Raw genomic sequence first — 23946 nt, 5'->3', positions numbered from 1 at the left:
TGCGATCACGCCGGTCCGGAGCCGGATCGAATCGATTTTCTGGAAAAAAGCAGCGGGGAGATGGAGCGGGCGAAGGGAATCGAACCCTCCTCAGAAGCTTGGAAGGCTACTGCATTACCACTATGCTACGCCCGCCCATGGCGACGTTCATAACGCCGAACCCGGCCGCGCGGCAAGTCCCGCCTGCCGGTGTCGTCATGCCGGTTCGCGGGTTCCGGCCCGTCGCGGCAGGGAATTGCATCGGCCCCCCTTGACTTTGCCGCCCGGTCATACTTTTTTCCGCTGCCTGCGCCGGGTTCGCACGGGTGGCCAAGAAACCAGCTTTCCGCTATTTCTTGGTCGGCGCCGAAGGCGGCATGCAGGGGTGTAGCTCAATTGGCTAGAGCGCCGGTCTCCAAAACCGGAGGTTGCGGGTTCGAGACCCTCCACCCCTGCCAGACCGCCCCGGTCGGATCTGTTCCGTCCGGGCAAAGGTGGCGCCCCGACATGCAGTTGAGGTGATTTTCGGCCCCGTCCGCCCTTTCCGGATGGACGGTGGCGTGGTGTTACAAGAAGGGTGTTTCGTGTCGGTCAGTCCCGCGAAATTTGTGCAAGACGTCCGCGCCGAAGCGGGCAAGGTCACATGGCCCACGCGTCGCGCCACGCTGGTGACGACGGGCGCGGTTCTGGCCATGGCCGCCATGACGTCGGTGTTTTTCTTTGTCGTCGACCAGATCATCGGCCTGGGCGTACGGGAACTCTTTGGGCTTGGAGGCTGAGGGCCGGACCATGGCAAAACGTTGGTACGTCGTTCACGTCTATTCAGGCTTCGAAAAGAAGATCGCCCAGCACATCAAGGAGCAGGCCGCGCAGAAGGGCCTGTCCGACCATTTTGGTGACGTGCTGGTTCCTTCCGAGGAAGTGGTCGAGGTCCGGCGCGGCCAGAAGGTCAGCGCCGAGCGGAAGTTCTTCCCCGGCTACGTCCTGGTCAACATGGAGCTGACCGACGAGGCCTGGCATCTGGTCAAGGATACGCCGAAGGTGACCGGCTTCCTGGGCAGCAAGACCCGTCCCTCGCCGATTTCCGGCGCCGAGGCCGACCGGATCATGAAGCAGGCGCAGGAAGGCGTGGAACGCCCCCGCCCCTCCATCACCTTCGAGATCGGCGAGCAGGTCCGCGTGTCCGATGGGCCGTTCACCTCGTTCAACGGCACGATCGAGGAAGTGGACGAGGACAAGGCGCGCCTCAAGGTCAGCGTCTCGATCTTCGGTCGCTCGACGCCGGTGGACCTGGAATACAGCCAGGTCGAGAAGCTCTGATCCACCGCGAATCGGGATTGGAAACGAAGCAGGGCGCCGCAAGGCGCCCTTTTTCGTGGTGAACGTTCAAAGGGGGCCGGGCAGTGCCCGGCCATGTCGTCAGGCCGGCGGGGGCACGGGCCCCAGCACGCGCAACTGCGCCGCCGCCTGGTCGGCCACCTGACCCAGCAGGGTACTGAGCGCCGCCACCAGGCTGCCCGTATCCGATCCCTGTGGCGACAGGGCGAGCGCCAGCACGCTGGATGCCGCCCCACCCTCTCCCGCACCGCCTGTACCGACCCGATGGACCGCCAGGCTGCCGCCCAGCACCGCCTGACCGGCGGCGTCACGGGCAAAGCGCGTCACCGTCAGTTCGACGGCGGCCTGCGCCGGCGCCGCCACGGCATCGTTCTGGGCGAAGACCGTGCTGCCGGGCAGGCGCTGCTGCAGATCGGCGGTCAGGACATGGGCGATCATGCCAGGCAGCGATTCGCTCCACGCCGCGCCGTCGGCCAGGCGCACGCGGTAATCGCCATCGCTCCGCACGATCCGGTCACGATCCAGCGATACGGCCACGTTGGGGGTCCGGACCTCGATCACCATCGGGGCGCCGCCCTGCGCCGCGCCGGGCCATGGGGCGAGCGCATAGAACGCGGGGTCCGACGAACAGGCGCCCAGCGGCCCGGCGGCCGCCACCGTCAACAGGCCCAGCCCGCCCCGGAGGAGTCCCCGGCGCGAGGCAGCAGGCTTGGGTGCGTGTCCTGGCAGGCTCATCAACTAGCGTCCCGTAATCAGCGCCGAAGGATGGCGATTGAGGAAATCGGTCAGGAAGCGCAGCGACCGCGCCGCCTCGTTCAACTGCACCACCATCTGCTGCAGGTCCCGATGGAAGTCCGTGTCGCCGCCATAGCTGGCCATCAGCACGTTCGCGTTCTTCAGCGTGCCGTCCAACTGCTTGCTCATCTGCGGCAGGCGCTGGAACAGCGGATGCATTCCGCTGCGCGCATCGCCGGCCAGGCCCTGGATGCTGTGCAGCGAATCGCGCAGCGCCACGATCGCCTGGCGCACCTCGGGGCTGTTGATCCGTGCGTCGGAATGCGCCAGCAGGTTGTTCAGGTTCACGCCGACCTGGGTCAGCGGCATCGCGGCGATCTTGTCCGCGACAGTGGACAGCGAATCCATGATGCCGCTGATCCCGCCCGCCTTGTTGGGGATGATCAGGGTCGTGCCCTCGGCCTGCACCATGGCCGGGGTCGCGTTCTTGACGAAATTCAGGCCGATCACCGATTCGCCGGTCAGCAGGCTGGCCGTATCGACCGAGGCCCGCAGCCCGTTATCGACCAGCGCCTGCACGGTGGCGGCCATCGTGTCGTGATGGATCTGGTCGGTCGGCAGAATCCGTTCGGGCTGGATTTCCATGCCCACCCGCACCCGGGCCGTCCCGGCCTTCTGGTCCAGGTCCAGCTTCACGCTGGTCACGGTGCCGACCTGGATGCCGAACATCGTGACCTGCGCCCCGACCGCCAGGCCGGACACCGAATTGGTCAGGTAGGTCGCCAGGGACAGCCGTTCGCGATAGCCGGCATTGTCCGCCGCTTCCTGGCTTTCATAGAGACGGAAGACCGAATTCCGGGGCGCCGAGGGCACCGGCTGGTCGACCCGCTGCGGCGCCAGGCCGAACGCGACGCCGCCCGAGAACAGGGCCTGGATCGATTGCAGCTTGACCTTCAGGCCGCCGGCCCCGAAGCCGACCTGCACGCCCGACACGTTCCAGAAGCGCGTATCGGTCCGCAGGTAGCTGTCATAGGGCGCGCGGATGAAGACCTGGATCAGGATCGGTCCCACGCCGCCCGGCGGCATGGTGTATCCCAGCACCTCGCCCACATCGATATCGCGGAAGAAGACCGGCGCGCCCTGCCCGATCGAGCCCAGGGACGGGCTGATGAGCGTGTAAGTGTTGCCCGGCTGGTCGGACCTCAGGCCCGGCGGGGATTCCAGCCCGTTGAACCGCGTCGTGGCCTTGCCGCCGGGCGTTCCCGGGTCCATCGCGATATAGGCGCCGGTCATCAGCGTCTCCAGCCCCGTGACGCTGGCGCCGTTCAGGCGCGGCCGCACCACCCAGAACCGGGCGTGGTCGGTCAGCATGGGGTCGGACTTGGCGCTCATGCGCACGCGCACCTCGACATGGCGCATGTCGGGGGTCAGCGCCACGTCCTGGACCGTGCCCAGCGGCACCGCCTTGTTCTTGACCTGGGTCTGGCCGCTGGTCAGTCCGTCGGCGGTATCGAAGGTGATGGTGATTTCCGGCCCGCGGCCCATGAAGCCGCGCCAGCCCAGATAGCCGGCGATGCCCAGCGCCACGATGGGCACCAGCCAGACGATCGAAAAGCGGTATTTCCGTGCCGAAGCCTCGGGCGGGGCGGAAGACCGGCCACCGGGACAATCTTGGGGGTCGTCTGTCACGCCTGCCTTGGCTCCATGCTGTCAGGTCCCGCCGCATGCCGCGGACGGGCCGCGCTGACGGCGGCCGGTCCCACGTCGTCGGGGGACGGTCCATTCAATCCGGCGGCATCCCACATGACCCTGGGGTCGAAGCTCCAGGCCGCGAACAGGGTCAGGACGACCACGGCGGCGAAGGACACCATTCCGGCATTCGCGGTGACGTTGGCCAGGGAATTGAACCGGACCACCGCCACCAGGATCGATACCATGAATACGTCAATCATTGACCAGCGGCCGATGATATCGACGATACGAAACAGACGGGTACGCTGGACCAGGGCGAAGGACGTGCCGCGCCAGGTACACCCCACCATCCAGCTCAGGCTGATAATCTTGAGCATCGGCACCACGATGCTGGCGAAGAACACCAGCAGCGACAGCGGGATCATGCCGTCCTGCCACAGTTCGATCGCGCCCTCGATGATGGTATGGCCACCCCCGCCGCCAATCTTGAAGAAGGTCATGACCGGGTAGAGATTGGCCGGGAAATAGAAGGTGATGGCCGAGATCAGGAAGGCCGTCGTCCGCGCCAGTGTTTCGGGCGACCGGCGCCAGACCCGATGGTCGCAGCGCGGGCACACGCCGACGCAGCACAGGTTGCTGACCGGCAGGCTGAGTTCCCCCACCAGCCCGCAGGCCGGACAGGCCACCAGGTGATCGGCGGGCGGCATGGGAATGTCTTCGATGCGGCAATGATCGACCTCGACCCGCCGTCCGTTCTCCATCCGCGTGACGGAATCGACGCGCCGGTGCCGCCAGATCCGTTCGGTATCCAGGGTCGAATCGCTGGCCGCCATGGTCAGCATCAGGGCGGAGATCAGGTAGACGGCCGGTCCGACATCGACATGGGCCAGGTCGGTCAGCTTGGTATAGGCGACGAAGATGCCCAGGACATAGACCTCGATCATCGACCAGGGCCGCAGCTTTTCGTACCAGATCAGCAGGTGCGGCGCCCAGTCGGGCATCTGCCGGCGGCTGGCGGCATACAGGATGGCGAACATCATCCCGATGACCACGGCCGGCGCCGCGATCGTCACCAGCCCGACCAGCACCCCGGCCTCGCCCCATCCCTCGTGCAGCAGTTCCATCGGCCCGGTGACCAGGCTGACCGTGCGCTCGCGCCCATAGACGTTCAGGGTCATCAGCGAGGACAGCAGCGCCGCCAGGTACAGGGCGCAGGAACTGATGCAGAAGGCCAGCGGGGTCTGCAGGGGCGACGTACGCCGCCGCCATTCCAGCGTCTGCCCGCACCGCGCGCACTCGGCCAGTTGCCCGGCCTGCAGGCTTGGCATGCACTGGAAAAGGCCGCACCCACGACATTCGACCAGCCCGCTGATCGTGCGGACATGGCGCAGGTCCGCCGCCCGACGCGGCCAGCGGGCCCGACGGATCATGCGTGAGGTCCGGCCAGAGATCGTCTCGCTCATTGGCAGGCAATATAAATCAAATTCGGGCCAGAGATAGTCATTCAGCATATTGCAGCCATGACGCGGGTCGGATATAGGCCTCCGCAGGCATGCCGACATAGCTCAGGGGTAGAGCAACTGATTCGTAATCAGTAGGTCCTCGGTTCAATTCCGAGTGTCGGCACCATTCTTTCCGACAATTCAATGTGTTATGATGGCATGCCGGTCATCGCCGCCGGGTCGTGCCCCCGGTCTGACGTCCCGGCGGACATCCATGGGACAGCGGTCCCGCGTCCATGACCGGACCCGCGCCCGGTGATCGGGGGCGTGCGGAGGACCTGATGCCTGCCCTGTTCCGATCACTCAGCATTTACAATTACCGGGTCTGGGCCGCCGGCGCGCTGGTGTCCAACGTGGGCACCTGGATGCAGCGGACCGCGCAGGACTGGCTGGTCCTGACCGAACTGACCCACCACAACGCGACGGCGGTCGGGATCGTCATGGCGCTTCAGTTCGGGCCGCTGGCGCTGCTGCTGCCGCTCAGCGGCTATGCGGCCGATCGCCTGGACCGCCGCCGGCTGCTGATCGCGACCCAGGCGGCGATGGGGGTGCTGGCCCTGGTCCTGGGCGGCCTGACCATATGCGGGCTGGTGCGGCTGTGGCAGGTCTATGGCTTCGCCCTGGCGCTGGGCTGCGTCACCGCGTTCGATTCTCCGGCGCGCCAGACCTTCGTCGCCGAACTGGTCGGCGAGGCCGACCTGGCCAATGCCGTGGCGCTGAATTCCACTTCGTTCAACGCCGCGCGGATGATCGGGCCGGCGATGGCCGGGGTGCTGATCGCCCTGGTGGGCTCGGGCTGGGTCTTCCTGATCAATGCCGCGTCGTTCGTCGCCGTACTGGGCGCGCTGGCGGCGCTGCGGGTGGGCGCGCTGCACCGCCGCGACCGGGGGACGGGGAAACCGGGCGGGCTGACCGATGGATTTCGCTATGTCCACGGGCGGCCCGACCTGCGGGCGGTGCTGCTGATGCTGTTCCTGATCGGCACGTTCGGGCTGAATTTCCCCATCTTCATCTCCACCATGTCGGTCAGCGTCTTTCATGGCGGAGCGGGGCAGTACGGCACGCTGTCGTCGGCCATGGCGCTGGGGTCGGTCACCGGCGCGCTGCTGGCCGCGCGACGGGCGAAGCCGCAGGTGACATTGCTGCTGGGGGGCGCCGCGCTGTTCGGCACCGCGTGCGCGCTGGCCGCGATCATGCCCGGCCCCATCCCGTTCGGGCTGGTCCTGATCCTGGTCGGGCTGGCGGCGCAGACCTTCACCACATCGACCAACGCGCTGGTCCAGTTATCGACCGCGCCGCACATGCGCGGGCGCGTGATCGCGATCCAGCTGGCCATCGCCCTGGGCAGCACGCCCATCGGCGCCCCGATCGTCGGCTGGGTGGCCGACCGGTTCGGCCCGCGTTGGGCGCTGGGCGTGGGGGCCGCCGGCGGCCTGGGCGCGGCGCTGGTGGGCGTTGCCTATCTGCTGCGGTACGCCCGGCTGCGTATCCGGAGCGAGAACGGACGGATGCGCGTCCTTATGGACGAAGGGACCGGCTGACGCCCGTCACCCTGCCTGGCCCGCCGCACGCAGGCCGGTGCGATAGGTCCGCGCGCGTACGCGATAGGACAGGCTGGCCCGCTTCATCATCTCGGCATGCTCGGGCGTGATCGTGCCCACGATCCGGCCAGGCTGGCCGCGAATGACCGATCCGTCGGGAAAGTCCTTGCCCTCAGGGATCAGCGTGCCCGCGGCCACCAGGCAGTCCCGCCCGATCCGCGCCCCGTTCATGATGACCGATCCCATGCCGATCAGCGACCCGTCGCCGATCCGGCAGCCATGCAGGACGACCATGTGACCCACCGTCACATCCGTGCCGATCAGCAGCGGGAAACCCGGGTCGGTATGCAGGACGGAATTGTCCTGCACGTTGCTGCCCGGTCCCACGACGATCGCCTCGCCATCGCCGCGCAGCACGGCGCCGAACCAGATGCTGGCGGCGGCCGCCACCGTAACGGCGCCGATCAGAGTCGCGTTCGGCGCCACGTAGCCCGCTTCGGGCGACAGGTCGGGCGCGCGGCCATCGAAATCATACAGCATCCTGTTTTTCATCCCCGCCCAGCGCGGCCAGCGCGATCCGCGCGCTGGTCCCCGTGATGTGATCCTGCATCAGGCGCGACAGCAGCGCCCCGTCGCGCCGTGCCAGCGCATCCATGATCGCGGCATGCTCCGCCACCGCCACCGCCCAGTCGCTGTCGCATTTCTTCAGGATGAAGCGGCAGGAATGAATGCGGGTCAGAACCTGCTGATAGAGTTCCGACAGTGCGGGATTGGCGGCCATGGCGAAAATCGCTTCATGGATGCGCCGGTTCTGGCGCAGGTAGCGATGTTCGTCACGCCGTTCGTAACTGTCGATCATCTGTTCATGCAGGGTACGCAGATGCTGGATGTCGCGCGGCGTCACCCGCGCGCAGGCCAACGTGCCGGCCAGCCCTTCCAACGCGCCCATGATGGGGAAGAGATCGCGGATATCGGATTCCGTGATCTGGGCGACGATGGCGCCGCGGCGCGGCAGCAATTCGACCAGCCCCTCGGCCGCCAGCACCTTCAGCGCCTCGCGTAGCGGCGTGCGGGAAATGCCGAACCGGTCGCACAGGCCGCGTTCGGCGATTTTTTCACCCGGCACCAGCACGCCATCCAGGATCATGCCGCGCAATGCGGTCGTGACCGTATCGTGCAGGTTCAGGCGCGGGATACGGGTCGGCGACGTCATGACGAATATACTCTCGGGGTGGGTAGGCGGCAGGCCCTTGCGGCGGGCCGCATGTTAGCGTCCATGCGCGTTGCGGACAGTGTGAATCGGCAGCGTGGGCGCCCCCGGCCCGTCCGCCCGCGCGCCGGACGGCAGGAAATGGAAGGCCAGCCCGGCCCCGGCCAGCAACAGGACCACCGGGCCATAGAACGGCAGGCTGTAGCTGTGCGACACCTGGATGATCAGGCCGAAGGCGAAGGGCGACAGGATGCCGGCCACGGCCGAGCCGGTATTCATGATGCCGCTGCTGGTGCCGGCATAACGGGGCGCCATGTCCATCGGGATCGCCCAGATCGGCCCGACCGTCAGTTCCAGGAAGAAGAAGGCGGACGCCAGCGCCAGGCCGACGACCGCCAGGTCATGCACGAACAGGGCCGGCATCAGGCAGATCATCGAACCGATCATGCTGGTGATGATGACCTGGCGCCGCGCCTGCGGCAGGTTGCCGTGGCGGCGATACAGATAATCGGTGAACAGGCCGCCGCACGTATCGCCGGCCACGCCCGCGGCGAACACGCCGAACGAGAACAGCGCCGTATGTTCCAGGTCCAGCCCGTACGCCTGCACGAAGAAACTGGGAAGCCACGTGATGTACAGCCACAATGTCCAGTTGTAGCAGAAATAGATCAGGGTCGCCGGCATCATCCCGCGGACCAGTTCGCCCCACGGCAGGTCGCGCAGCCCCGCCCCGCTCCCCTGGTCGATCACCGGCAGGTCGGCCAGGTCGGCCGGGGTGATGGCGGGGTGCTCGGCCGGCCGGTCGCGGAACGCCAGCGCCCAGGCCACGGTCCAGGCCAGACTGACGCAGCCCAGTGCCATGAACGCGCCGCGCCAGCCCAGCCATAGCGCGATCATCACCGTCAGCGGCGGCGTGATGGCGTTCGCCAGCCGCGACGAGGAATGCATCATCCCCTGGGCATAGCCGCGATGGGCCGACGGCACCCAGGCGGTGACGGCGCGCGTGGCGGCGGGAAAGGTCGCGCCCTCGCCGATACCCAGCAGCAGGCGGATCGCCAGCAGCGAGAACAATCCCCCGACCAGGCCGGTGGCGACCGTCGCCACGCCCCAGATGACGCCGCACACGACCAGGGTCCGGCGCGCGCCCAGCCGGTCGGCGACGCAGCCCCCCAGGATCTGGAGCAGCGCATAGGGATAGCCGAAGGCCGACAGGGCCAGCCCCAGCTGGATGTTCGACAGATGCAGGTCCCGCGCCATCATCGGCGCCAGGGTCGAGATATTCACCCGGTCGACATAGGTAATGAAATACATCGCGCAGATCAGCCCGAAGATCCGGCCCGGAACGGTCGTGACGGTACGACGGAGATACGCGACAAGCGTCGCATTCGTGCCCATGGACATGGTCGGCCCCATTCTTGTTCTTTTTCTTGAACCTGCCGTCGCTGGGCAGATCGGCAGCATGACGGTGGCATTGCATCCCCCGGACCGGCCCCCCCCGGCCGGTCACAGAACGGAGTACGGTCGTCGCGCCCCCCTGTGGATGCTTGTGATGCCCCGTCGAATGGTATTATGAATGCAAAATACCAACACCCGTCCACTCACGAAGACGGGAAGGAACAGGGAGATTCCCCACGATGGACAGTATGCTCCAGGCTGACGCCCCGTCCCCCCATGATGACGACACCGCGCAGGCCGCGCCCGGCGCGGGCCGTCCGCTGCCGCTGGCGGGCATCCGTGTCCTGGACGTGACCCAGGTCATGGCCGGACCGGTCTGCACCATGCTGCTGGGCGACCTGGGGGCCGACGTCGTCAAGATCGAACCGCCGGGGACGGGCGACCAGACGCGCAGCGCCATGGGGTTTCGCATGAAGGGCGACGACAGCATGGGATTCCTGAACATGAACAGGAACAAGCGCAGCGTGGCCCTGAACCTGAAGAACGAGTCCGGCCGCGCCGTTTTCCTGGAAATGGTGAAAACCGCCGATATCGTCGTCGAGAATTACCGGCCGGGCGTGATGCGCAAGCTGGGGATCGATTACGAAACCCTGTCGCGGATCAATCCGCGCCTGGTCTATGCCAGCATCTCGGGCTTCGGCCAGACCGGCCCCTGGGCCCAGCGCCCGGGTTTCGACCTGATGGCGCAGGCGATGTCGGGGGTGATGAGCGTGACCGGCCATCCCGGCGGGCCGCCGGTGAAGGCCGGCGTGCCGGTGGCCGATATCGGCTGCGCGCTGTTCGCGACCTATGCGATCCTGGCCGCCTATATCGGGTGCGAGAAGACGGGGCGCGGCCAGTTCATCGATGCGTCGCTGTTCGATTCGGCGCTGGCCTTCTCGATATGGGATATCTCGGAATACTGGGGCAAGGGCACGATCCCCGAACCGCTGGGCACCGCCAACCGCATGAGCGCGCCGTACCAGGCTGTCCGCGCCGCCGACGGATATTTCGTGATGGGGGCGACGAACCAGAAATTATGGGTCCAGCTCTGCACCGAACTGGACCGGAAGGACCTTCTGGACGATCCGCGCTTCGCCACGATTTCCGACCGGCTGGCCCATCGCGTGGCGCTGATCGAGGAACTGGAGAAGAGTTTCGCGACCCGCACCGCCGAAGACTGGGTCGCGACCCTGCTGGCCAGGGGCATTCCGGCCGGCCGCATGAATACCTATCCCGAAGCGTTCGAGAGCGAGCATGGCATGTTCCGCGAGATGCGCATCGACATTCCCCATCCGGTCGAAGGCACGATCCCCAATATCGGCTTTCCCGTGAAGCTGCGCGGCACGCCGCAGGCCGTGCGCCGCCCCCCGCCGCTGCTGGGCCAGCACACGCACGAGGTCCTGGCCGAACGCGGCCTGTCGGATGACGCCATCGCGACCCTGGCGGCCGAGGGGGCCTTCGCGCCGTGACCGGCGCGAGAGACGGGCACGCCGGTCACGGCGCGACAGACGAGCGCGCCGCCGCCGGCCGGGTTCGGCTGGCGATCGACCAGGACGTGGCCCACATCACCTTCGACCGGCCGGCGGCGCGCAATGCGATGACGTGGGCGATGTATGCCGATCTGGCGGACGCGATCGCGCGGATCGGCGATACGCCCTCGGTCCGGATCGCTGTCCTGCGCGGCGCGGGGGGCAAGGCCTTCGTGGCCGGCACCGACATCGCGCAGTTCCACGCCTTCCGCACGGGCGAGGACGGCGTGGCGTACGAACGGAAGATCGATTCCTGCATCACGGCATTGGATCGGATCGGCGTGCCCACCCTGGCGGTCGTCGAGGGCTATGCCGTGGGCGGTGGACTGGCGATCGCCAATGCCTGCGATTTCCGCATCGCGGCGGCGGGGGCCCGGTTCGGGGTGCCCATCGCGCGCACGTTGGGCAACTGCCTGTCGGCGGCGAATGTCGCGCGGCTGGAACGGGGGCTGGGCGTGGCCTGGGTCAAGCGGATGCTGCTGCTGGCCGAAATGCCGACCGCCGAGGACCTGGCGCCGACGGGCTATCTGTGTGCCGTCACCGCGCCCGGGGAACTGGACGGTGCCGTCAGCAGGATCTGCCGCCGGATTTGCGACCATGCCCCCATCACCATCGACGTCACACGGGAAACGGTACGCCGGCTGGAAGGCGGCGCGGCGCCGGATATCTCCGACCTCATCAGCCGCTGCTACGGCAGCGCCGACTTCCATCGCGGGGTCGCGGCGTTCGGAACCGGCACGCCCCCGCGATGGGAGGGGCGCTGAGAAGAATCCTAACGGAAATCCCGGGCGGGAATAACCGGTACCATTCCCGCCCGCAGGTCCGCGCGGCCGATTTCCGACAGCAGGGGGGTCAGGTCTTCCAGGTGCTCGGTGATGACGTGGATGACCTCGCCCTCGCGCTGCAGGCGGCCGTGGCAGGCCAGCAGGCTGGCCGACAGGACGATCCGCCGCTGGGCGGCAATCCGGTCCTTCCACAGGACCAGGTTGGCCATGCCGGTTTCATCCTCGATCGTCATGAACAGCACGCCCTGCGCCGTGCCCGGCCGCTGCCGCATCAGGACCAGTCCGGGCACCACCACCCGCCGCCCGTCACGCAGGGCGCGCAGGTCGGCGCACGCGATCATGCCGCGATCGCGCAGCCCGTCCCGCAGGAACGCCACCGGATGGCGGCGCAGGGTCAGGCCGGTGGCGTGGTAATCCTCGACCACCTCCTGCCCCTCGGTCATCGCCGTCAGCGGGACGGACGGTTCGACGCATTCGGGCAATGGCCGGTTGAGCCCCCGGTCGGCGGCCGCGAACAGCGGCAGCGGAGACTCCGCCAGTCCCTTGATATCCCACAGCGCCGCCCGGCGGTCCCGCCCCAGCGCGTGGAAGGCGTCGGCCTGGGCCAGGCATTCCAGCGCGTCGGGGCCCAGGCCGGACCGGCGCCAGACATCCTCGATCCCGTCATAGGGGGGCATGCGGCTGGCCACCAGGCGGGCCGCATCCGTGTTGGACAGGCCCTTGACCATCCGCAGCCCCAGCCGGACGGCCGTACTTCGCCCTGGTGCGCGTTCCAGCGTGCAGTCCCAGCGCGACGCATTCACGCAGACCGGGTGGACCGTCACGCCGTGATTGCGCGCATCGCGCACGATCTGGGCCGGGCGGTAGAATCCCATTGGCTGGCTGTTCAGCAGGGCGGCGCAGAACACGTCCGGGTAATGGCATTTCATCCAGGACGAGGCATAGGCGATCAGCGCGAAGGACGCCGCGTGGCTTTCGGGAAAGCCGTACGATCCGAATCCTTCAAGCTGGCGAAAGATCCGTTCGGCGAAATCGCGCGGATAATGCCGTGCCATCATGCCGTCGATCAGACGGTCGCGGAAATAGGTGACGGTGCCATGGCCGCGAAACGTGCCCATGGCGCGGCGCAGCGCATCGGCCTCGCCCGGCGTGAAGCCGGCGCAGCGGATGGCGATCTGCATCGCCTGTTCCTGAAAAAGCGGGACGCCCAGCGTCTTGTGCAGGATATCCCTCAGTTCCGGCGACGGATAGTCCACCAGCGACCGGTCGGCGCGCCGTTGCAGGTAGGGATGCACCATGTCGCCCTGGATCGGGCCGGGGCGGACGATCGCGACCTGGATCACCAGATCATAGAATTCCCGGGGCTTCATGCGCGGCAGCATCGCCATCTGCGCGCGGCTTTCGATCTGGAACGTGCCGATCGTGTCGGCGCGGCTGATCATGGCGTAGGTGTCCGCGTCACCTGGCGGGATGCCCGACAGGGTCAGCCGTTTTCCGTAATGGTCTTCCAGCATGTCGAACGCGCGGCGCATGCAGCCCAGCATGCCCAGCCCCAGCACGTCGACCTTCATGAAGCGCAGCGTGTCGATATCGTCCTTGTCCCAGACGATGATCTGCCGGTCGTCCATCGCCGCCGGCTGGATCGGCACCAGGTCGTCCAGCCGGTCGCGGGTCAGCACGAAGCCGCCCGGATGGGTGCCCAACTGCCGGGGAAAGCCGATCAGTTCCCCCGCCAGTTGCAGCGTCAGCAGCAGACGCCGGTTGCGCAGGTTCAACCCCAGTTCCCGCGCCCGTTCATGAAACGCGTCCTCGTCGAACGACAGGGCGCCCAGATGGGTGGACAGCAGGCCCGTGACGTCGGCCGGCAGGCCCAGCACCTTGCCCACGTCGCGCAACGCCCCGCGCGCGCGATAGCGCATGGTGGTGGCGCACAGGGCGGCGCGGTCCCGGCCATAGCGACGATAGATCCACTGAATGACCTCCTCGCGCCGCTCGCTTTCGAAATCGACGTCGATATCGGGCGGTTCCTGGCGTTCGGCCGATACGAAGCGTTCGAACAGCAGGTTCGACGAGGCCGGATCGATCTCCGTGATGCCCAGCACGAAACAGACGGCGGAATTCGCCGCCGACCCCCGCCCCTGGCACAGGATACCCTGCGACCGCGCCTGACGGACGATGGTATGCACCGTCAGGAAATAGGGCGCATAATGCAGGTCGCGGATCAGGCCGAGTTCGTACTCCACCTGCCGCCGCACCGGATCAGGCGCCCCGGCGGGATAGCGGTCGCGCAGGGCGGCGCGGGCCAGCCGTTCCAGGCGGTCCTGCGGGGTCTCGGACGGATCGTCGCTTTCCTCGGGATACTGGTAGCGCAGGTCGGCCGGCGAGAAGGTGCAGCGTGCCGCGATCTCCCGCGTCCGCGCCAGGGCGGCGGGATGTGCTGCATACAGCACCGCCATCTCGGCCGGGGATTTCAGGTGCCGATCGGCATAAGCCTCGCGCCCCTGCCCCAGTTCGTCGATCGTGCAGCCGGTGCGGATGCAGGTCAGGACGTCCTGCAGCATCGCCCGGGCCGGTTCGTGATACAGCACGTCGCCCGTCACCACATCGGCCACGCCGGCCGCTCGCGCCATCTCTGCCAGGCGATGCAGCCGCACGGCATCGCCTGGCCGGCGGCGCAGGGTCAGCGCCAGATAGCCCCGGTCGCCGCACAGCGCGCGCAGCCAGTCCAGGTCCCGCGCCAGGGCCGCGTCCGGATCGTCCGGCAGCAGGATCAGGATCAGCCCGTCGGTCGCCCTGTGCAGATCCGCGCGGCGCAGCCCCGGGGCCGTGCCGTCAGCGGCCTTGCGCTTCGATGCGGTCAGCAGCCGGCACAGGCGCCCCCAGGCAGCACGGTCGGTCGGATAGGCCAGCAAAGGCGGCCCGTCCCGCAGGACCAGCCGGCACCCGACCACCAGCCGCACCCCGTGTTTTTCCGCCGCCTTCCAGGACTGCACGATGCCGGCGACGCCGTCATGATCGACGATCCCCAGCGCCGCATGGCCCAGTGCCCGCGCCCGGGCGAACAGTTCATCCGGGTGGCTGGCGCCGCGCAGGAAGGAATAATTCGTGACGGCCTGCAGTTCGGCATAACTTGGCAAGGATTCTTCTTTTTCTGAAGAAAAATAAGCAAAAAGACTTTTATCTGTTATGAGATTCATGACGATCCCGGCACATAACTATAAAATTAATAAAAGTTTTTTGGTTCTTTTTTTCAAAAAAGAACAACTCTTAAAATAATCCATGCAAAAACCAGCAGGGCACGGCAGTCCGAAACAGCCAGAAGCGGCGGCCGCCATCGTCCTCGACGATCCAGTAGTCGCGCACCGGATCATCCTGGGCACGGTGCCACCATTCCCCCCGAACCCGCTCCGGCCCATCGGTCCGCGCCACGGCATGGGTCCGGCCGCGCCAGGTGAAGGCGCGCGGCGGATGGTCGGGCAGCAGCGCGATCACCCGGACCGGTTCGGGGGCGGCCAACAGGCGGATCGGGCGCGGCCAGGGGACATGCCAGGGGGCGGCAGGGCGACCCGCCGCCGGCATGCGGCGCTGGCCGCGTTCGGGTATGTGGGTCGCCACCGCATCCAGGCGAAAGACCCGCCCGGGGCCCAGCCGGTTGGCCAGCCGGTCGGCCAGGGCCGACAGCGCCTCCTCTCGTTCGGCGTCGCCGGATTCCCCCGTGCCCCTTTGGGCCGGCATCATCCGTTCGGCGGCGGAGACCAGCAGATGCATCGCCTCGACCCCGAATCCAGGGTCCACGTCCCCGATCCGCTCCACCAGCAGCCGGCCGAGATGCGCCGGATCGTGAACCGCCCGCGCCGTGCCGACGCGCACCGCGCAGGCCGTGCCGTCCACCCGTTCGCAGATCAGGTCCAGCCGCCGCGCGCCCATCCCCCGCCCCCGCAAGGTGGCGCAGAGATCGGCCAGCAGCACGTCGATCACGACGCGAAAGGATTCGGGGGTGGAGAGCGGCTCCACGAAGCCGCGCCGGGCCTGCATGGCATCGGGCGCCAGGACCGGGCGGATCGGTTCCGCCACTTGGCCCGATGCCTGGTCCAGCCGCGCCAGCAACCGGGGGCCGAAACGGCGGGCCAGCGGCGCGCGCGGGGCCGCGCGCAGCGCACCGATGCGGCCCAACCCCAGCCGATGCAGCATGTCGGCGGTACGCGGCGCGATCCGCAGGGCCTCGACCGGCAGGGGGTCCAGCGCCGCCTGATGGCCACCCGGCGGCACGACGGCCAGCCGCGCCCTTCCATGCCGGGCCAGCGCGTGCGCCGCCCCCGGCGTATCGGCGATCGCGGCCCGGCCGGACAGGCCGCGCCGCCCCAGGCCGTCCAGCAGCCGGGCCAGCATCGCGGATTCGCCGCCATGCAGATGGGCACAGCCCGTCGCGTCGATCCAGATCCCATCCGCCCCGTCCGGCGCGGTCAGCGGCGCCATCCACAGACACCACCGGACCAGCCCCGCCAGGGCGGCCGCGTCCTGTTCGGGGGCCGCCGGCATGACCAGCAGGCCGGGAACCAGCGCCTGGGCCTGGGCCAGGGGCTGGCCGGGCGTTACGCCCCGGGCGCGTGCCGCCGCGTCGGCCGCCGCGATCACCTGTCGCCGCCCGTCATGCGACCGCGTGACCAGCGGCTGGTCCGGCGGCACCCCGTGTTGCCGCCGCAGCCGTTCGACCGGCAGGAACGGCAGCCAGAGCGAGACGATGCGGCGCATCCCCGACCTCCATGATCCATGATGCGGGGCGGCCGCCCCGATGGCGCAGCAGGTCCACCGACCAGTGCGCGACGCCCACGCCCGGCACCGTGGGATACGCCGCCAGCACGGCGCCCGACGGCAGGGGGCCGATGCGCCAGCGGGTCGCGCAGGCCGTCGGCTGCAGCAGGGCGGGATCGTCCGGCCGGCTGGATCGCCGGATCAGGAATCCCGTCACGCCGGCGGCTTCCGCCGCCAGTTGCAGCCGCCGCGATGCCGTCAGCGACAATGCCCCGTCCAGTTCCGCCACCACCGCGACGACGCCCCGGCTGTGGAGCGCGTCCTCGCACACCGCCAGGCGATCCCCGGCCTCGGCCGCGATGCACAGCAGGCGGCCGGGATCGACACCCGCCCGGACCAGGCCGGGCCCATACAGGTCGAACCCGCCCCCGATCCAGGCCACGGGCCCCGGCGCCAGCCCCAGAATATGCGCCACGAACCGCGCCGGCAGCGCCGCCAAGGCAGTATCGCCGCCACGTCCCGTCACCTCGTGCACCGTGCCGCGCGGCAGGCCGCCCCCCAGATGCCGGTCGACCTGCGGCACCCCCAGGGGCCAGAACGCCGACAGGGATGCACCCTCCCCCCGGCCGTGCTCGATCCGCGCGATCTGCGCACGCAGGCGGGCCAGCAGGTCAGTGCGCTCCGTTCCGGTCATTCTCCCCTCCAAGAGAAGAACATATAGTGAACAAATTGCCCGTGGGAAAGCGGAATTCGCCGCCCGCGCCTACCTGCCGCCGCCGCGCCGGACGAAACGCCGGTAGCCCAGCCGGCCGGCCAGGGTCAGGACCGGCAGGGCCAGGTCCAGCAGCCGGGGCAGCAGCAGGCAGAGATTGGCGAACAGCCCGTCCATGGCCGGCAGGAAGGTTTCCCGCCGGGGATGGCGGCAGATCCGCACGATGCGGCGTGCGACGTGGTCCGGGTCGGCCGGGGCGCTGACGAAATTCAGGACCGATCCTCCCTCGGCCATTTCCCGGCGCAGCATCGGCGTATCCACGGCAGCGGGAAAGACGGACGAGACACGGATTCCCTGTTTCCGGACCTCCCGCGCCAGACACATCGCATAGCCACGCAGGCCGAATTTCGCGGCCGTATAGGCCCCGCAGCCCGCCAGCGGCAGCGCGCCGGCCATGGAATTGACGAAGACGACATGCCCGCCGCGCTGCATCCGCCCCAGCAGGCGCGCCGTCAGGTCGATCGGCCCCGTCAGGTTGACCGCGACCTGCGCGGCCAGTTCGTCCGCGCCCTGCGCGGCGCTGTCCCCGGGATGGATCACCCCGGCGCAATGGACCAGCAGGCTGACCGGCCCATCCTGCGCCAGGATGGCCGAGGATGCCGCCGCGATCGATTCGGCCCGTCCCAGATCGCAGGCCCGCAGCGTAACGGGCATGTCGTCCGCGAACCCCGCGCCGGCCATCGCGCCGGCCATCGCACCCTGGCGCGACAGGACCGTCACCCGGTAACCGGCCCCGGCCAGCAATTCCACCACCCGCCGCCCGATCCCGCCCGTCCCGCCGGTCACGACCGCCAGGGGCCGCCCCCCATCGGCAACGGCGGGCGCGGGAGAAGCCAGGATCTCGGCAGTATCGGTCACTATCTGTCCCCCAGGCGAGTCGGCCCGTCGGTTGGGTCAATCGAGGCGATATGCGGCAGGATGACGGTGCAACGCAAACCGGGCCGGTTGTCCGACAGGGCGATCGTGCCGCCATGCAGCCGCACGATCGCCCGCACCAGGCTGAGGCCCAGCCCGCTGCCGGGCACCGACCGGCTGTCGTCCAGCCGGACGAAACGGTGGAAGACCCGTTCGCGGCTGTCGGGCGGAATGCCGGCCCCGTCATCGGCCACCACCAGCATGATCCGGTCGCCCGACAGCGTGGCCCCGACGGTGATGTGGCTGCCATGCGGCGTGTGGTTGATCGCGTTTTCCACCAGGTTCGACAGCATCTGCATCAGCAGGACCGGATCGCCCATGACGGTCCCGGAAACCGGACCGGAATCGAGGGAGCGGACGGCCAGGGCCTGTCCCCGGTCCTCGGCCACCGGACGAAAAAGGTCCACGACCTCCCTGACCAGACCGCCCACGGCGACGGGCATGACGGTGCCGGTCGAAATCGCGGCCTCGATCTGCGACAGCCGCAGCAGCGACGAGAAGATTTCCAGCGCCGAATCCAGGTCCTCGACCGCGTCCTCGATGGTGGCGCGGAACGCATCGGGCGTGTGGTCGGCGACCGATGCCGCTTCCAGCCGCTGTCGCAGGCGCGAGAGCGGGCGGCGCATGTCGTGCGCGATGTCGTTCGAGACCTGCTGCAGGCTGGCGATCAGCCGTTCGTTGCGCTCCAGCATCGCGTTGAGGGCGTGGGCCAGGTCATCGAATTCGTCATTCGCCCCCTGATGGGGAATCCGCTGCGAGAGATCGCCGTTCATGATCCGCCGCGCGATCGCGCCGATCGTCTCGATCCGGCCCAGGATGATGGCGCTGAGGATCAGGCCGCCCCCCACGCCCAGCACGGCGAACCCCACGAGACTCCAGCCCACGACGATCCGGAATTCATGCCGCAGCCGGCGCAGGGGCGATGCATCGATCCCCACGAAGAAATAACCGCCATCGACCAGGACCAGGCCCTGGCCGTACACCAGGCCGTTCGCCTCGCCGAAGGGCCGCCGATGCGCCCGCGACAGCCAGCGACTGCCGGGCACGGGGCGCAGATTCAGCATGTTGCCCGCCATGACGTGGCCCGAACCATCCTGCAGCAGATAGAAGAAATCCGGTTCATGGCGCACCAGGTCCCGCACGACCGGCAGAAGATGCTCCAGGTCCCGCGTGCCGGCCGCCGACAGGGCTTCCGCCTGTTCCGTCGTGGCGGCACGGCGGATCTGGCCTTCCAGCGAACGCTGGCTCCGCCATCCCGACAGCAGGATCACCAGGATGCCCGACAGCATCAGGAACCCCGCGAACAGGATGACGATCCGGAAGGACAGGCTGGACGTGAGCCGCCGCAAGGTGCGGAACCGGCCCCTGCCGGCCGGGGACATCATCACGATTCCGCGCCCGCCACGCCGCCCATGACGTAGCCGGCGCCACGAATGGTCTGGATCACCTGCCGCCCATCCGGCCCCAGCTTGTCGCGCAGGCGGCTGATACCAACTCCTGTTTGTTAAAACCCATGTGCCCATTGTCGTAGCCCGAGGGACATGATGCGCCAGGGCTGGTCGACGAGCTGGTTCCAGGCGTGGCAGCAGATATCGACGATGTCGTCGTAGGTGCGGAAGATCCGGTTCGACAGCCAGGTATTGCGCATGAACTGCCAGACGTTTTCCACCGGATTGAGTTCGGGCGAGCGTGGCGGGAGCGGCAGGATGGTGATGTTGGCGGGGATATCGAGTTTCGGGCTGGTATGCCACGCTGCCTGATCGACGATGAGGATAGCGTGAGCGCCCGGCGCTACGGCCTGCGAGATCTCGTCGAGATGCCGGTTCATGGCGTGGAGGTTGCACCAGGGCAGGACGAGGGCCGCTCCCTTGCCTAGCGCCGGACAGATCGCTCCGAAGATCCAGGCCGAACGTGTGCGCTGATCGGCAGGCGCGCGTGGACGGGTGCCGCGTCTGGCCCAGCGGCGCGTCAGCTTCGTTTTCTGGCCGACCCTCGCCTCGTCGCCCCACCAGAGTTCGATGGCCTTGCCGGGATGCCGGGCCCGGATCCCGGCCATGACGTCGGGGAAGCTTTTTTAAAAACGTCCTGGGCCTCGGGATCCTGGGCATGGTGCCGGGGGCGTCCCGTCAGAAGGCGGAAGTCGAGGCCCCGGATAACGGCGCTCAGCCGGCTGCGCGAAAGAGAGACGCCGAATTCCTCATAAAGCCATTGCCCCAGATCAGCCTGCCGCCAGCGCACCACCCCATGCACGGCAGCGATCGGGCCGTCCTCGATCCGGCGCATCAGCGCTTCCAACATGGCTGGTGTCAGGCGGGGAACGACACCGCCCCCATGATGATCCCGCACGCCATCCGGGCCCTCGGCGTTGAAACGCACCACCCAGTCCCGCACAATCTGCCGATCCGTCCCAGCCAGTCGTGCCGCGTCTCCGCGTGACGCACCATCGTAGATCGCCGCCAGCGCCAGAAGCCGACGCGCCTGGCCCGCATGCCTCGTTGTCCGCGCCAGAGCACGCAGTCCCGCCGCATCATAATCCTCACGCAACGCTAACGCCCCGCCCATTCGGATGCCTCCCGCCCGGTTCGGCATCCTGTGAATCACAGCTCGTTCCAGAACGATACCGTCAGGCAATCACATATGAGTCAGGGCGGACCGGAGTTGGTATGAGATGGGTTTCGACGAGATTCGTGTGCACCGGAAAATCCACGTTCCAGGCGTGCAGCAGCATCCGCCGCGACAGGATCGTCCCTGGATTGCGCATGAAATATTCCAGGATCCTGACCTCCTGCGGCTGCAGGAACAGCTTTTCCCCATGACGCGTGACCTCGCGCGTCAGCAGGTCCAGCGTGATGCCCGCCGCCCGCAGGACGGTGGCGTCCCGCGCCAGGCCCATCCGGCGCAGCAGGACCGCAACCCGGGCCGCCAGTTCGCGCACCGCGAACGGCTTGACCAGGTAATCGTCCGCCCCGCCCCGCAGGCCGCCGACGCGGCTGTTGACCCCGTCCATCGTGGTCAGGAACAGGACGGGGATGCGAATTCCGACCTCGCGCACGCGCTTCAGAATCGCCATGCCATCCAGGCCCGGCAGCATCCGGTCCAGCACGATGACGTCCCAGTGCCGGCCCAGGGCCGCCGACAGCCCGTCGGTACCGTTGGCGACCCACGTCACGCCGATCCCGTCCCGCGCCAGGCCATCGCGAACATAGGCGGCCGTATGAGGATCGTCTTCGACCAGGAGCAACCGGACAGGGGAAGGAACATGGGTCATGGGGCCCCGCCGAGGATAAAGCCGCCCTCCCCCTCGTAAAGGGCGTCCACGGTAGATTGGGATTTTTTAAGATAGGCCGGATCAGGTGCTTGCGGACGACGATCCTAACCATCGACCCGCTGCGCCCGGACGATGGCGTCCAGGAACATGCGCGCGCAGGAATCCCAACTGAAGCGTGCCGCATGGGCGCGACAGGCCGCGCGGTCGCCCTTCAGCGCGGCCAGGATATTGGTCCGCAGGTCCGGGCCGATCGCCCCAACCGCCGAGACCCCGGGCGGCAGGATGTCGCGCGGGCCCGTCACGTCGAACGCCGCGACCGGCAGGCCGCAGGACAGGGCTTCCAGGATCACCAGCCCGAACGTGTCGGTCAGGCTGGGAAACACGAACACGTCGCTGGCGGCATAGGCCGCCGCCAGGTCGGCACCGTCCAGGTAACCGGTGAACACGACGCCGGGGTAGCGCGCAGCCAGTTCGGCGCGGTCCGGCCCGTCCCCCACCACGATCCTGGTCCCCGGCAGGTCGAGATCGAGGAAGGCCGTCAAATTCTTCTCGACCGCCACCCGCCCGACCGAGAGCAGATAGGGCCCCGGCACGCCGTGGAGCGCCTGCCAGTCATGCCCGGTCGTGCCGGGGCGGAACCGGTCGGCATCGACACCGCGCGTCCAGCATTCCAGGTGCCGGAAGCCGCGATCGTTCAATTCCCCCAGCATGCTGGGGGTCGGCACCAGTGTCAGTGCCGCCGCCGCATGGAACCAGCGCAGGAAGCGGTAGGGCAGACGTGTCGAAAGACCGGTGCGCGCGCGGATATATTCCGGAAAGCGCGTATGGAACGAGGTCGTGAAGCATCGCCCGTTACGGATCGCCCAGCGGCGGGCGGCCAGGCCCAGCGGGCCCTCGGTCACGATATGGATCGCGTCGGGCCGGAATTCCGCGATCAGCCGGGACATCTCCCGCCCGGGCAGGATGCTCAGCCGGATTTCCGGATAGGTCGGGCACGGCACGGTGCGGAACAGGTGTGGACCGACGACCCGAACGATCTGGCCCATCGCCCGCAATTCGTCGCTGAGGCGCGAGATGGTGCGGACCACGCCGTTGACCTGGGGATACCAGGCATCGCTGACGATCAGGATGCGCAAGGCACGCGGAGCCACCGTGACGCGCGGTGCCGTGTCGAGAACCGCAAGCTGCGCCGTCATTCAGGCACCGGCCGGGAACAGGAACGAGGCCAGGCGCGACGGCGCCCCGGTCCGGCGGCGGACATCGGTCATGTCCAGCAATTCCATGCTGCCGTCATGATGTTCCACCAGGGCGCTGCAGCTTTCGACCCAGTCGCCGTCATTCATGTAGAGTATCCCGTCCAGATCCTTGATGACGGCATGATGGATGTGGCCGCAGATCACGCCGTCCACCCCGCGCCGCCGGGCCTCGTCCGCCACGGCGGTCTCGAACCGGTCGATGGCCATCAAGGCGCCCTTCACCTGCCGCTTCAGCCATTGCGACAGCGACCGATAGGGCAGGCCCAGGCGGCGGCGCACCTGGTTGAACCAGCGATTGACGACCAGCGCCACGGTATAGGCCCGGTCGCCCAGCATCGCCAGGAACGGGGCATAGCGGACCACGCTGTCGAATTCATCCCCATGCAGGACGAGGAACCTCTTGCCCGAAGCGGTCACGTGCTCGACCTGCCCGCACAGCCTGATGCCCGCGACTTCCAGCCTGTGAGGCAGCAGGCGGCGGAAAATTTCGTCATGATTGCCCGGGATATAGAAAATCTCGGTCCCCGTGCGGCCCATGCGCAGGATCAGGTTCACGACGTCGTCGTGATGGGCGTTCCAGAACCAGGACCGCTTGAGCTTCCATCCGTCGATGATGTCACCGACCAGATAGAGACGCTGGCATGTCACGTTGCGCAGGAATTCCGCCAGCAGGTCCGCGCGGCAGTCGCGCGTGCCCAGATGAACGTCCGAAAGGAAGACGGCCCGATAGCTGGCGGAGGCGGGTCGGTCGTTCAGAATCACGTTCATCGCGAACAGCACACCCTGATGAGAGACGGGCCCCTTCTAGCCGCATCCCCCCGTTTCTTTTATGTATCTTTCGTGAAATCCCGACGCGGGACATCACCTGCCGCCAATAGCATGCCCACCCGCGGAACACTGAAAAATCGTGTCGGACTTGACAAGAAGATCTGGTACGATTAGAAGTATTTCGACGGTTCCTTCTTGTCAGAAGGATTAAAAGGGAACGAAGTGCGGATTACGGTCCAATGCTTCGGCTGTCCCCGCAACTGTAAGCGGTATGTCTGTGCGTCGCCGGATATCATGGTCCGGACCACTGGGAACACTCATCCCGGGAAGGTTATGCAGGACGTGATGCCGCAAGCCAGGAGACCTGCCGTCTGCATTGGTTGCGACCGGGAACTGTCGGGCGGGGTGTCCTGACGGTGTGGTGTCATCGTCCGTCGCACAGACGGGCGGCCTTATGACAGTACGCT

21 protein-coding genes, 3 tRNA genes and 1 riboswitch are annotated in these 23946 nt (G+C 67.8%); of the genes, 7 read left to right on the top strand and 17 right to left on the bottom strand.

Annotated elements, in window-relative coordinates; translation table 11 throughout:
- Positions 1 to 61: 61 nt before the first annotated feature.
- Positions 62 to 135: transfer RNA gene (locus GDI_RS03280), tRNA-Gly, on the bottom strand.
- A gap of 225 nt (positions 136 to 360) precedes the next feature.
- On the opposite strand from GDI_RS03280, the gene GDI_RS03275 reads away from it, so the two are divergent.
- The 3 genes from GDI_RS03275 to nusG all read left to right on the top strand — a co-directional run bounded on the left by GDI_RS03275 (position 361) and on the right by nusG (position 1299).
- Positions 361 to 437, top strand: a tRNA-Trp gene (locus GDI_RS03275).
- A 126-nt stretch (positions 438 to 563) separates the two neighbouring features.
- The gene (gene secE / locus GDI_RS03270) at positions 564 to 758 is read left to right on the top strand and encodes a preprotein translocase subunit SecE (RefSeq protein ID WP_041249264.1); all 195 of its coding nucleotides are present in this window, start codon (positions 564 to 566) and stop codon (positions 756 to 758) included.
- Between the two features lie 10 nt (positions 759 to 768).
- Positions 769 to 1299, top strand: coding sequence for a transcription termination/antitermination protein NusG (gene nusG, locus GDI_RS03265; RefSeq protein ID WP_012223275.1), 531 nt, complete (start codon positions 769 to 771; stop codon positions 1297 to 1299).
- Positions 1300 to 1398: 99 nt separating this feature from the next.
- On the opposite strand, the gene GDI_RS03260 is transcribed toward nusG, so the two are convergent.
- The 3 genes from GDI_RS03260 to GDI_RS03250 are packed head-to-tail and all read right to left on the bottom strand — an operon-like array spanning position 1399 to position 5174.
- Positions 1399 to 2052 (bottom strand): PqiC family protein, encoded by a 654-nt coding sequence (locus tag GDI_RS03260; protein WP_012553711.1) that lies wholly within the window; start codon positions 2050 to 2052, stop codon positions 1399 to 1401.
- A 3-nt stretch (positions 2053 to 2055) separates the two neighbouring features.
- Positions 2056 to 3741, bottom strand: coding sequence for a PqiB family protein (locus GDI_RS03255; protein WP_012223268.1), 1686 nt, complete (start codon positions 3739 to 3741; stop codon positions 2056 to 2058).
- The gene (locus GDI_RS03250; protein WP_173363365.1) at positions 3738 to 5174 is read right to left on the bottom strand and encodes a paraquat-inducible protein A; all 1437 of its coding nucleotides are present in this window, start codon (positions 5172 to 5174) and stop codon (positions 3738 to 3740) included. Before GDI_RS03250 ends, GDI_RS03255 begins: the two co-directional genes overlap by 4 nt.
- Positions 5175 to 5298: 124 nt before the next feature.
- Here GDI_RS03250 and GDI_RS03245 point away from each other — a divergent pair.
- Positions 5299 to 5373 (top strand) — tRNA-Thr (locus GDI_RS03245).
- Between the two features lie 154 nt (positions 5374 to 5527).
- Positions 5528 to 6787, top strand: coding sequence for an MFS transporter (locus GDI_RS03240; RefSeq protein ID WP_012223266.1), 1260 nt, complete (start codon positions 5528 to 5530; stop codon positions 6785 to 6787).
- 6 nt (positions 6788 to 6793) lie between these two features.
- Here GDI_RS03240 and GDI_RS03235 read toward each other — a convergent pair whose 3' ends face one another.
- Genes GDI_RS03235 through GDI_RS03225 form a run of 3 tightly spaced genes read right to left on the bottom strand, consistent with a single transcriptional unit; the run spans position 6794 to position 9410 of the window.
- The gene (locus GDI_RS03235; RefSeq protein ID WP_012553712.1) at positions 6794 to 7327 is read right to left on the bottom strand and encodes a gamma carbonic anhydrase family protein; all 534 of its coding nucleotides are present in this window, start codon (positions 7325 to 7327) and stop codon (positions 6794 to 6796) included.
- Positions 7317 to 8000, bottom strand: coding sequence for a GntR family transcriptional regulator (locus tag GDI_RS03230; protein ID WP_012223262.1), 684 nt, complete (start codon positions 7998 to 8000; stop codon positions 7317 to 7319). Before GDI_RS03230 ends, GDI_RS03235 begins: the two co-directional genes overlap by 11 nt.
- A gap of 54 nt (positions 8001 to 8054) precedes the next feature.
- On the bottom strand, positions 8055 to 9410 hold the full coding sequence (locus GDI_RS03225) for an MFS transporter (protein WP_012553713.1): 1356 nt from the start codon (positions 9408 to 9410) through the stop codon (positions 8055 to 8057).
- A gap of 221 nt (positions 9411 to 9631) precedes the next feature.
- On the opposite strand from GDI_RS03225, the gene GDI_RS03220 reads away from it, so the two are divergent.
- Positions 9632 to 10903, top strand: a complete 1272-nt coding sequence (locus tag GDI_RS03220; RefSeq protein WP_012553714.1) for a CaiB/BaiF CoA transferase family protein — start codon at positions 9632 to 9634, stop codon at positions 10901 to 10903.
- The gene (locus GDI_RS03215; RefSeq protein ID WP_012223256.1) at positions 10900 to 11727 is read left to right on the top strand and encodes an enoyl-CoA hydratase; all 828 of its coding nucleotides are present in this window, start codon (positions 10900 to 10902) and stop codon (positions 11725 to 11727) included. Before GDI_RS03220 ends, GDI_RS03215 begins: the two co-directional genes overlap by 4 nt.
- 8 nt (positions 11728 to 11735) lie before the next feature.
- Here GDI_RS03215 and GDI_RS03210 read toward each other — a convergent pair whose 3' ends face one another.
- From GDI_RS03210 to GDI_RS03165, 10 genes are all read right to left on the bottom strand, one after another.
- Positions 11736 to 14945, bottom strand: coding sequence for an error-prone DNA polymerase (locus GDI_RS03210; RefSeq protein ID WP_012223254.1), 3210 nt, complete (start codon positions 14943 to 14945; stop codon positions 11736 to 11738).
- 70 nt (positions 14946 to 15015) lie between these two features.
- On the bottom strand, positions 15016 to 16500 hold the full coding sequence (locus tag GDI_RS03205; protein WP_012223252.1) for a DUF6504 family protein: 1485 nt from the start codon (positions 16498 to 16500) through the stop codon (positions 15016 to 15018).
- On the bottom strand, positions 16397 to 17194 hold the full coding sequence (locus GDI_RS03200) for an ImuA family protein (protein WP_012553717.1): 798 nt from the start codon (positions 17192 to 17194) through the stop codon (positions 16397 to 16399). The genes GDI_RS03205 and GDI_RS03200 overlap by 104 nt, the downstream gene beginning before the upstream one ends.
- A 69-nt stretch (positions 17195 to 17263) precedes the next feature.
- Positions 17264 to 18130, bottom strand: coding sequence for an SDR family NAD(P)-dependent oxidoreductase (locus tag GDI_RS03195; RefSeq protein ID WP_012223248.1), 867 nt, complete (start codon positions 18128 to 18130; stop codon positions 17264 to 17266).
- On the bottom strand, positions 18130 to 19572 hold the full coding sequence (locus GDI_RS03190; protein ID WP_012553718.1) for a sensor histidine kinase: 1443 nt from the start codon (positions 19570 to 19572) through the stop codon (positions 18130 to 18132). Before GDI_RS03190 ends, GDI_RS03195 begins: the two co-directional genes overlap by 1 nt.
- The gene (locus tag GDI_RS18845; RefSeq protein WP_081482916.1) at positions 19572 to 19676 is read right to left on the bottom strand and encodes a helix-turn-helix domain-containing protein; all 105 of its coding nucleotides are present in this window, start codon (positions 19674 to 19676) and stop codon (positions 19572 to 19574) included. Before GDI_RS18845 ends, GDI_RS03190 begins: the two co-directional genes overlap by 1 nt.
- Before the next feature lie 15 nt (positions 19677 to 19691).
- Positions 19692 to 20749, bottom strand: a protein-coding gene (locus tag GDI_RS18840) for an IS630-like element ISGdi4 family transposase (RefSeq protein ID WP_157864088.1) whose coding sequence is annotated in 2 segments (ribosomal slippage) — positions 19692 to 20257 and positions 20257 to 20749 — 1059 coding nt in all. Because the reading frame shifts where the segments join, the coding sequence is not laid out codon by codon here.
- 61 nt (positions 20750 to 20810) lie between these two features.
- Positions 20811 to 21455, bottom strand: coding sequence for a response regulator transcription factor (locus tag GDI_RS03175; RefSeq protein ID WP_012223240.1), 645 nt, complete (start codon positions 21453 to 21455; stop codon positions 20811 to 20813).
- A 104-nt stretch (positions 21456 to 21559) separates the two neighbouring features.
- Entirely contained in the window at positions 21560 to 22591 is a 1032-nt protein-coding gene (locus GDI_RS03170; protein ID WP_012223238.1) for a glycosyltransferase family 4 protein, read from the bottom strand.
- Between the two features lie 60 nt (positions 22592 to 22651).
- Positions 22652 to 23479, bottom strand: a complete 828-nt coding sequence (locus GDI_RS03165) for a UDP-2,3-diacylglucosamine diphosphatase (RefSeq protein WP_012223236.1) — start codon at positions 23477 to 23479, stop codon at positions 22652 to 22654.
- A gap of 168 nt (positions 23480 to 23647) precedes the next feature.
- A riboswitch (cobalamin riboswitch) is annotated at positions 23648 to 23865 on the top strand.
- The last annotated feature ends 81 nt before the right edge of the window (positions 23866 to 23946 follow it).

It is taken from the genome of Gluconacetobacter diazotrophicus PA1 5, from assembly GCF_000067045.1.
Taxonomy (GTDB): domain Bacteria; phylum Pseudomonadota; class Alphaproteobacteria; order Acetobacterales; family Acetobacteraceae; genus Gluconacetobacter; species Gluconacetobacter diazotrophicus.
The sequence above is the reverse complement of the archived record's forward strand: the minus strand, read 5'-3'. Positions and strand labels throughout refer to the sequence as shown.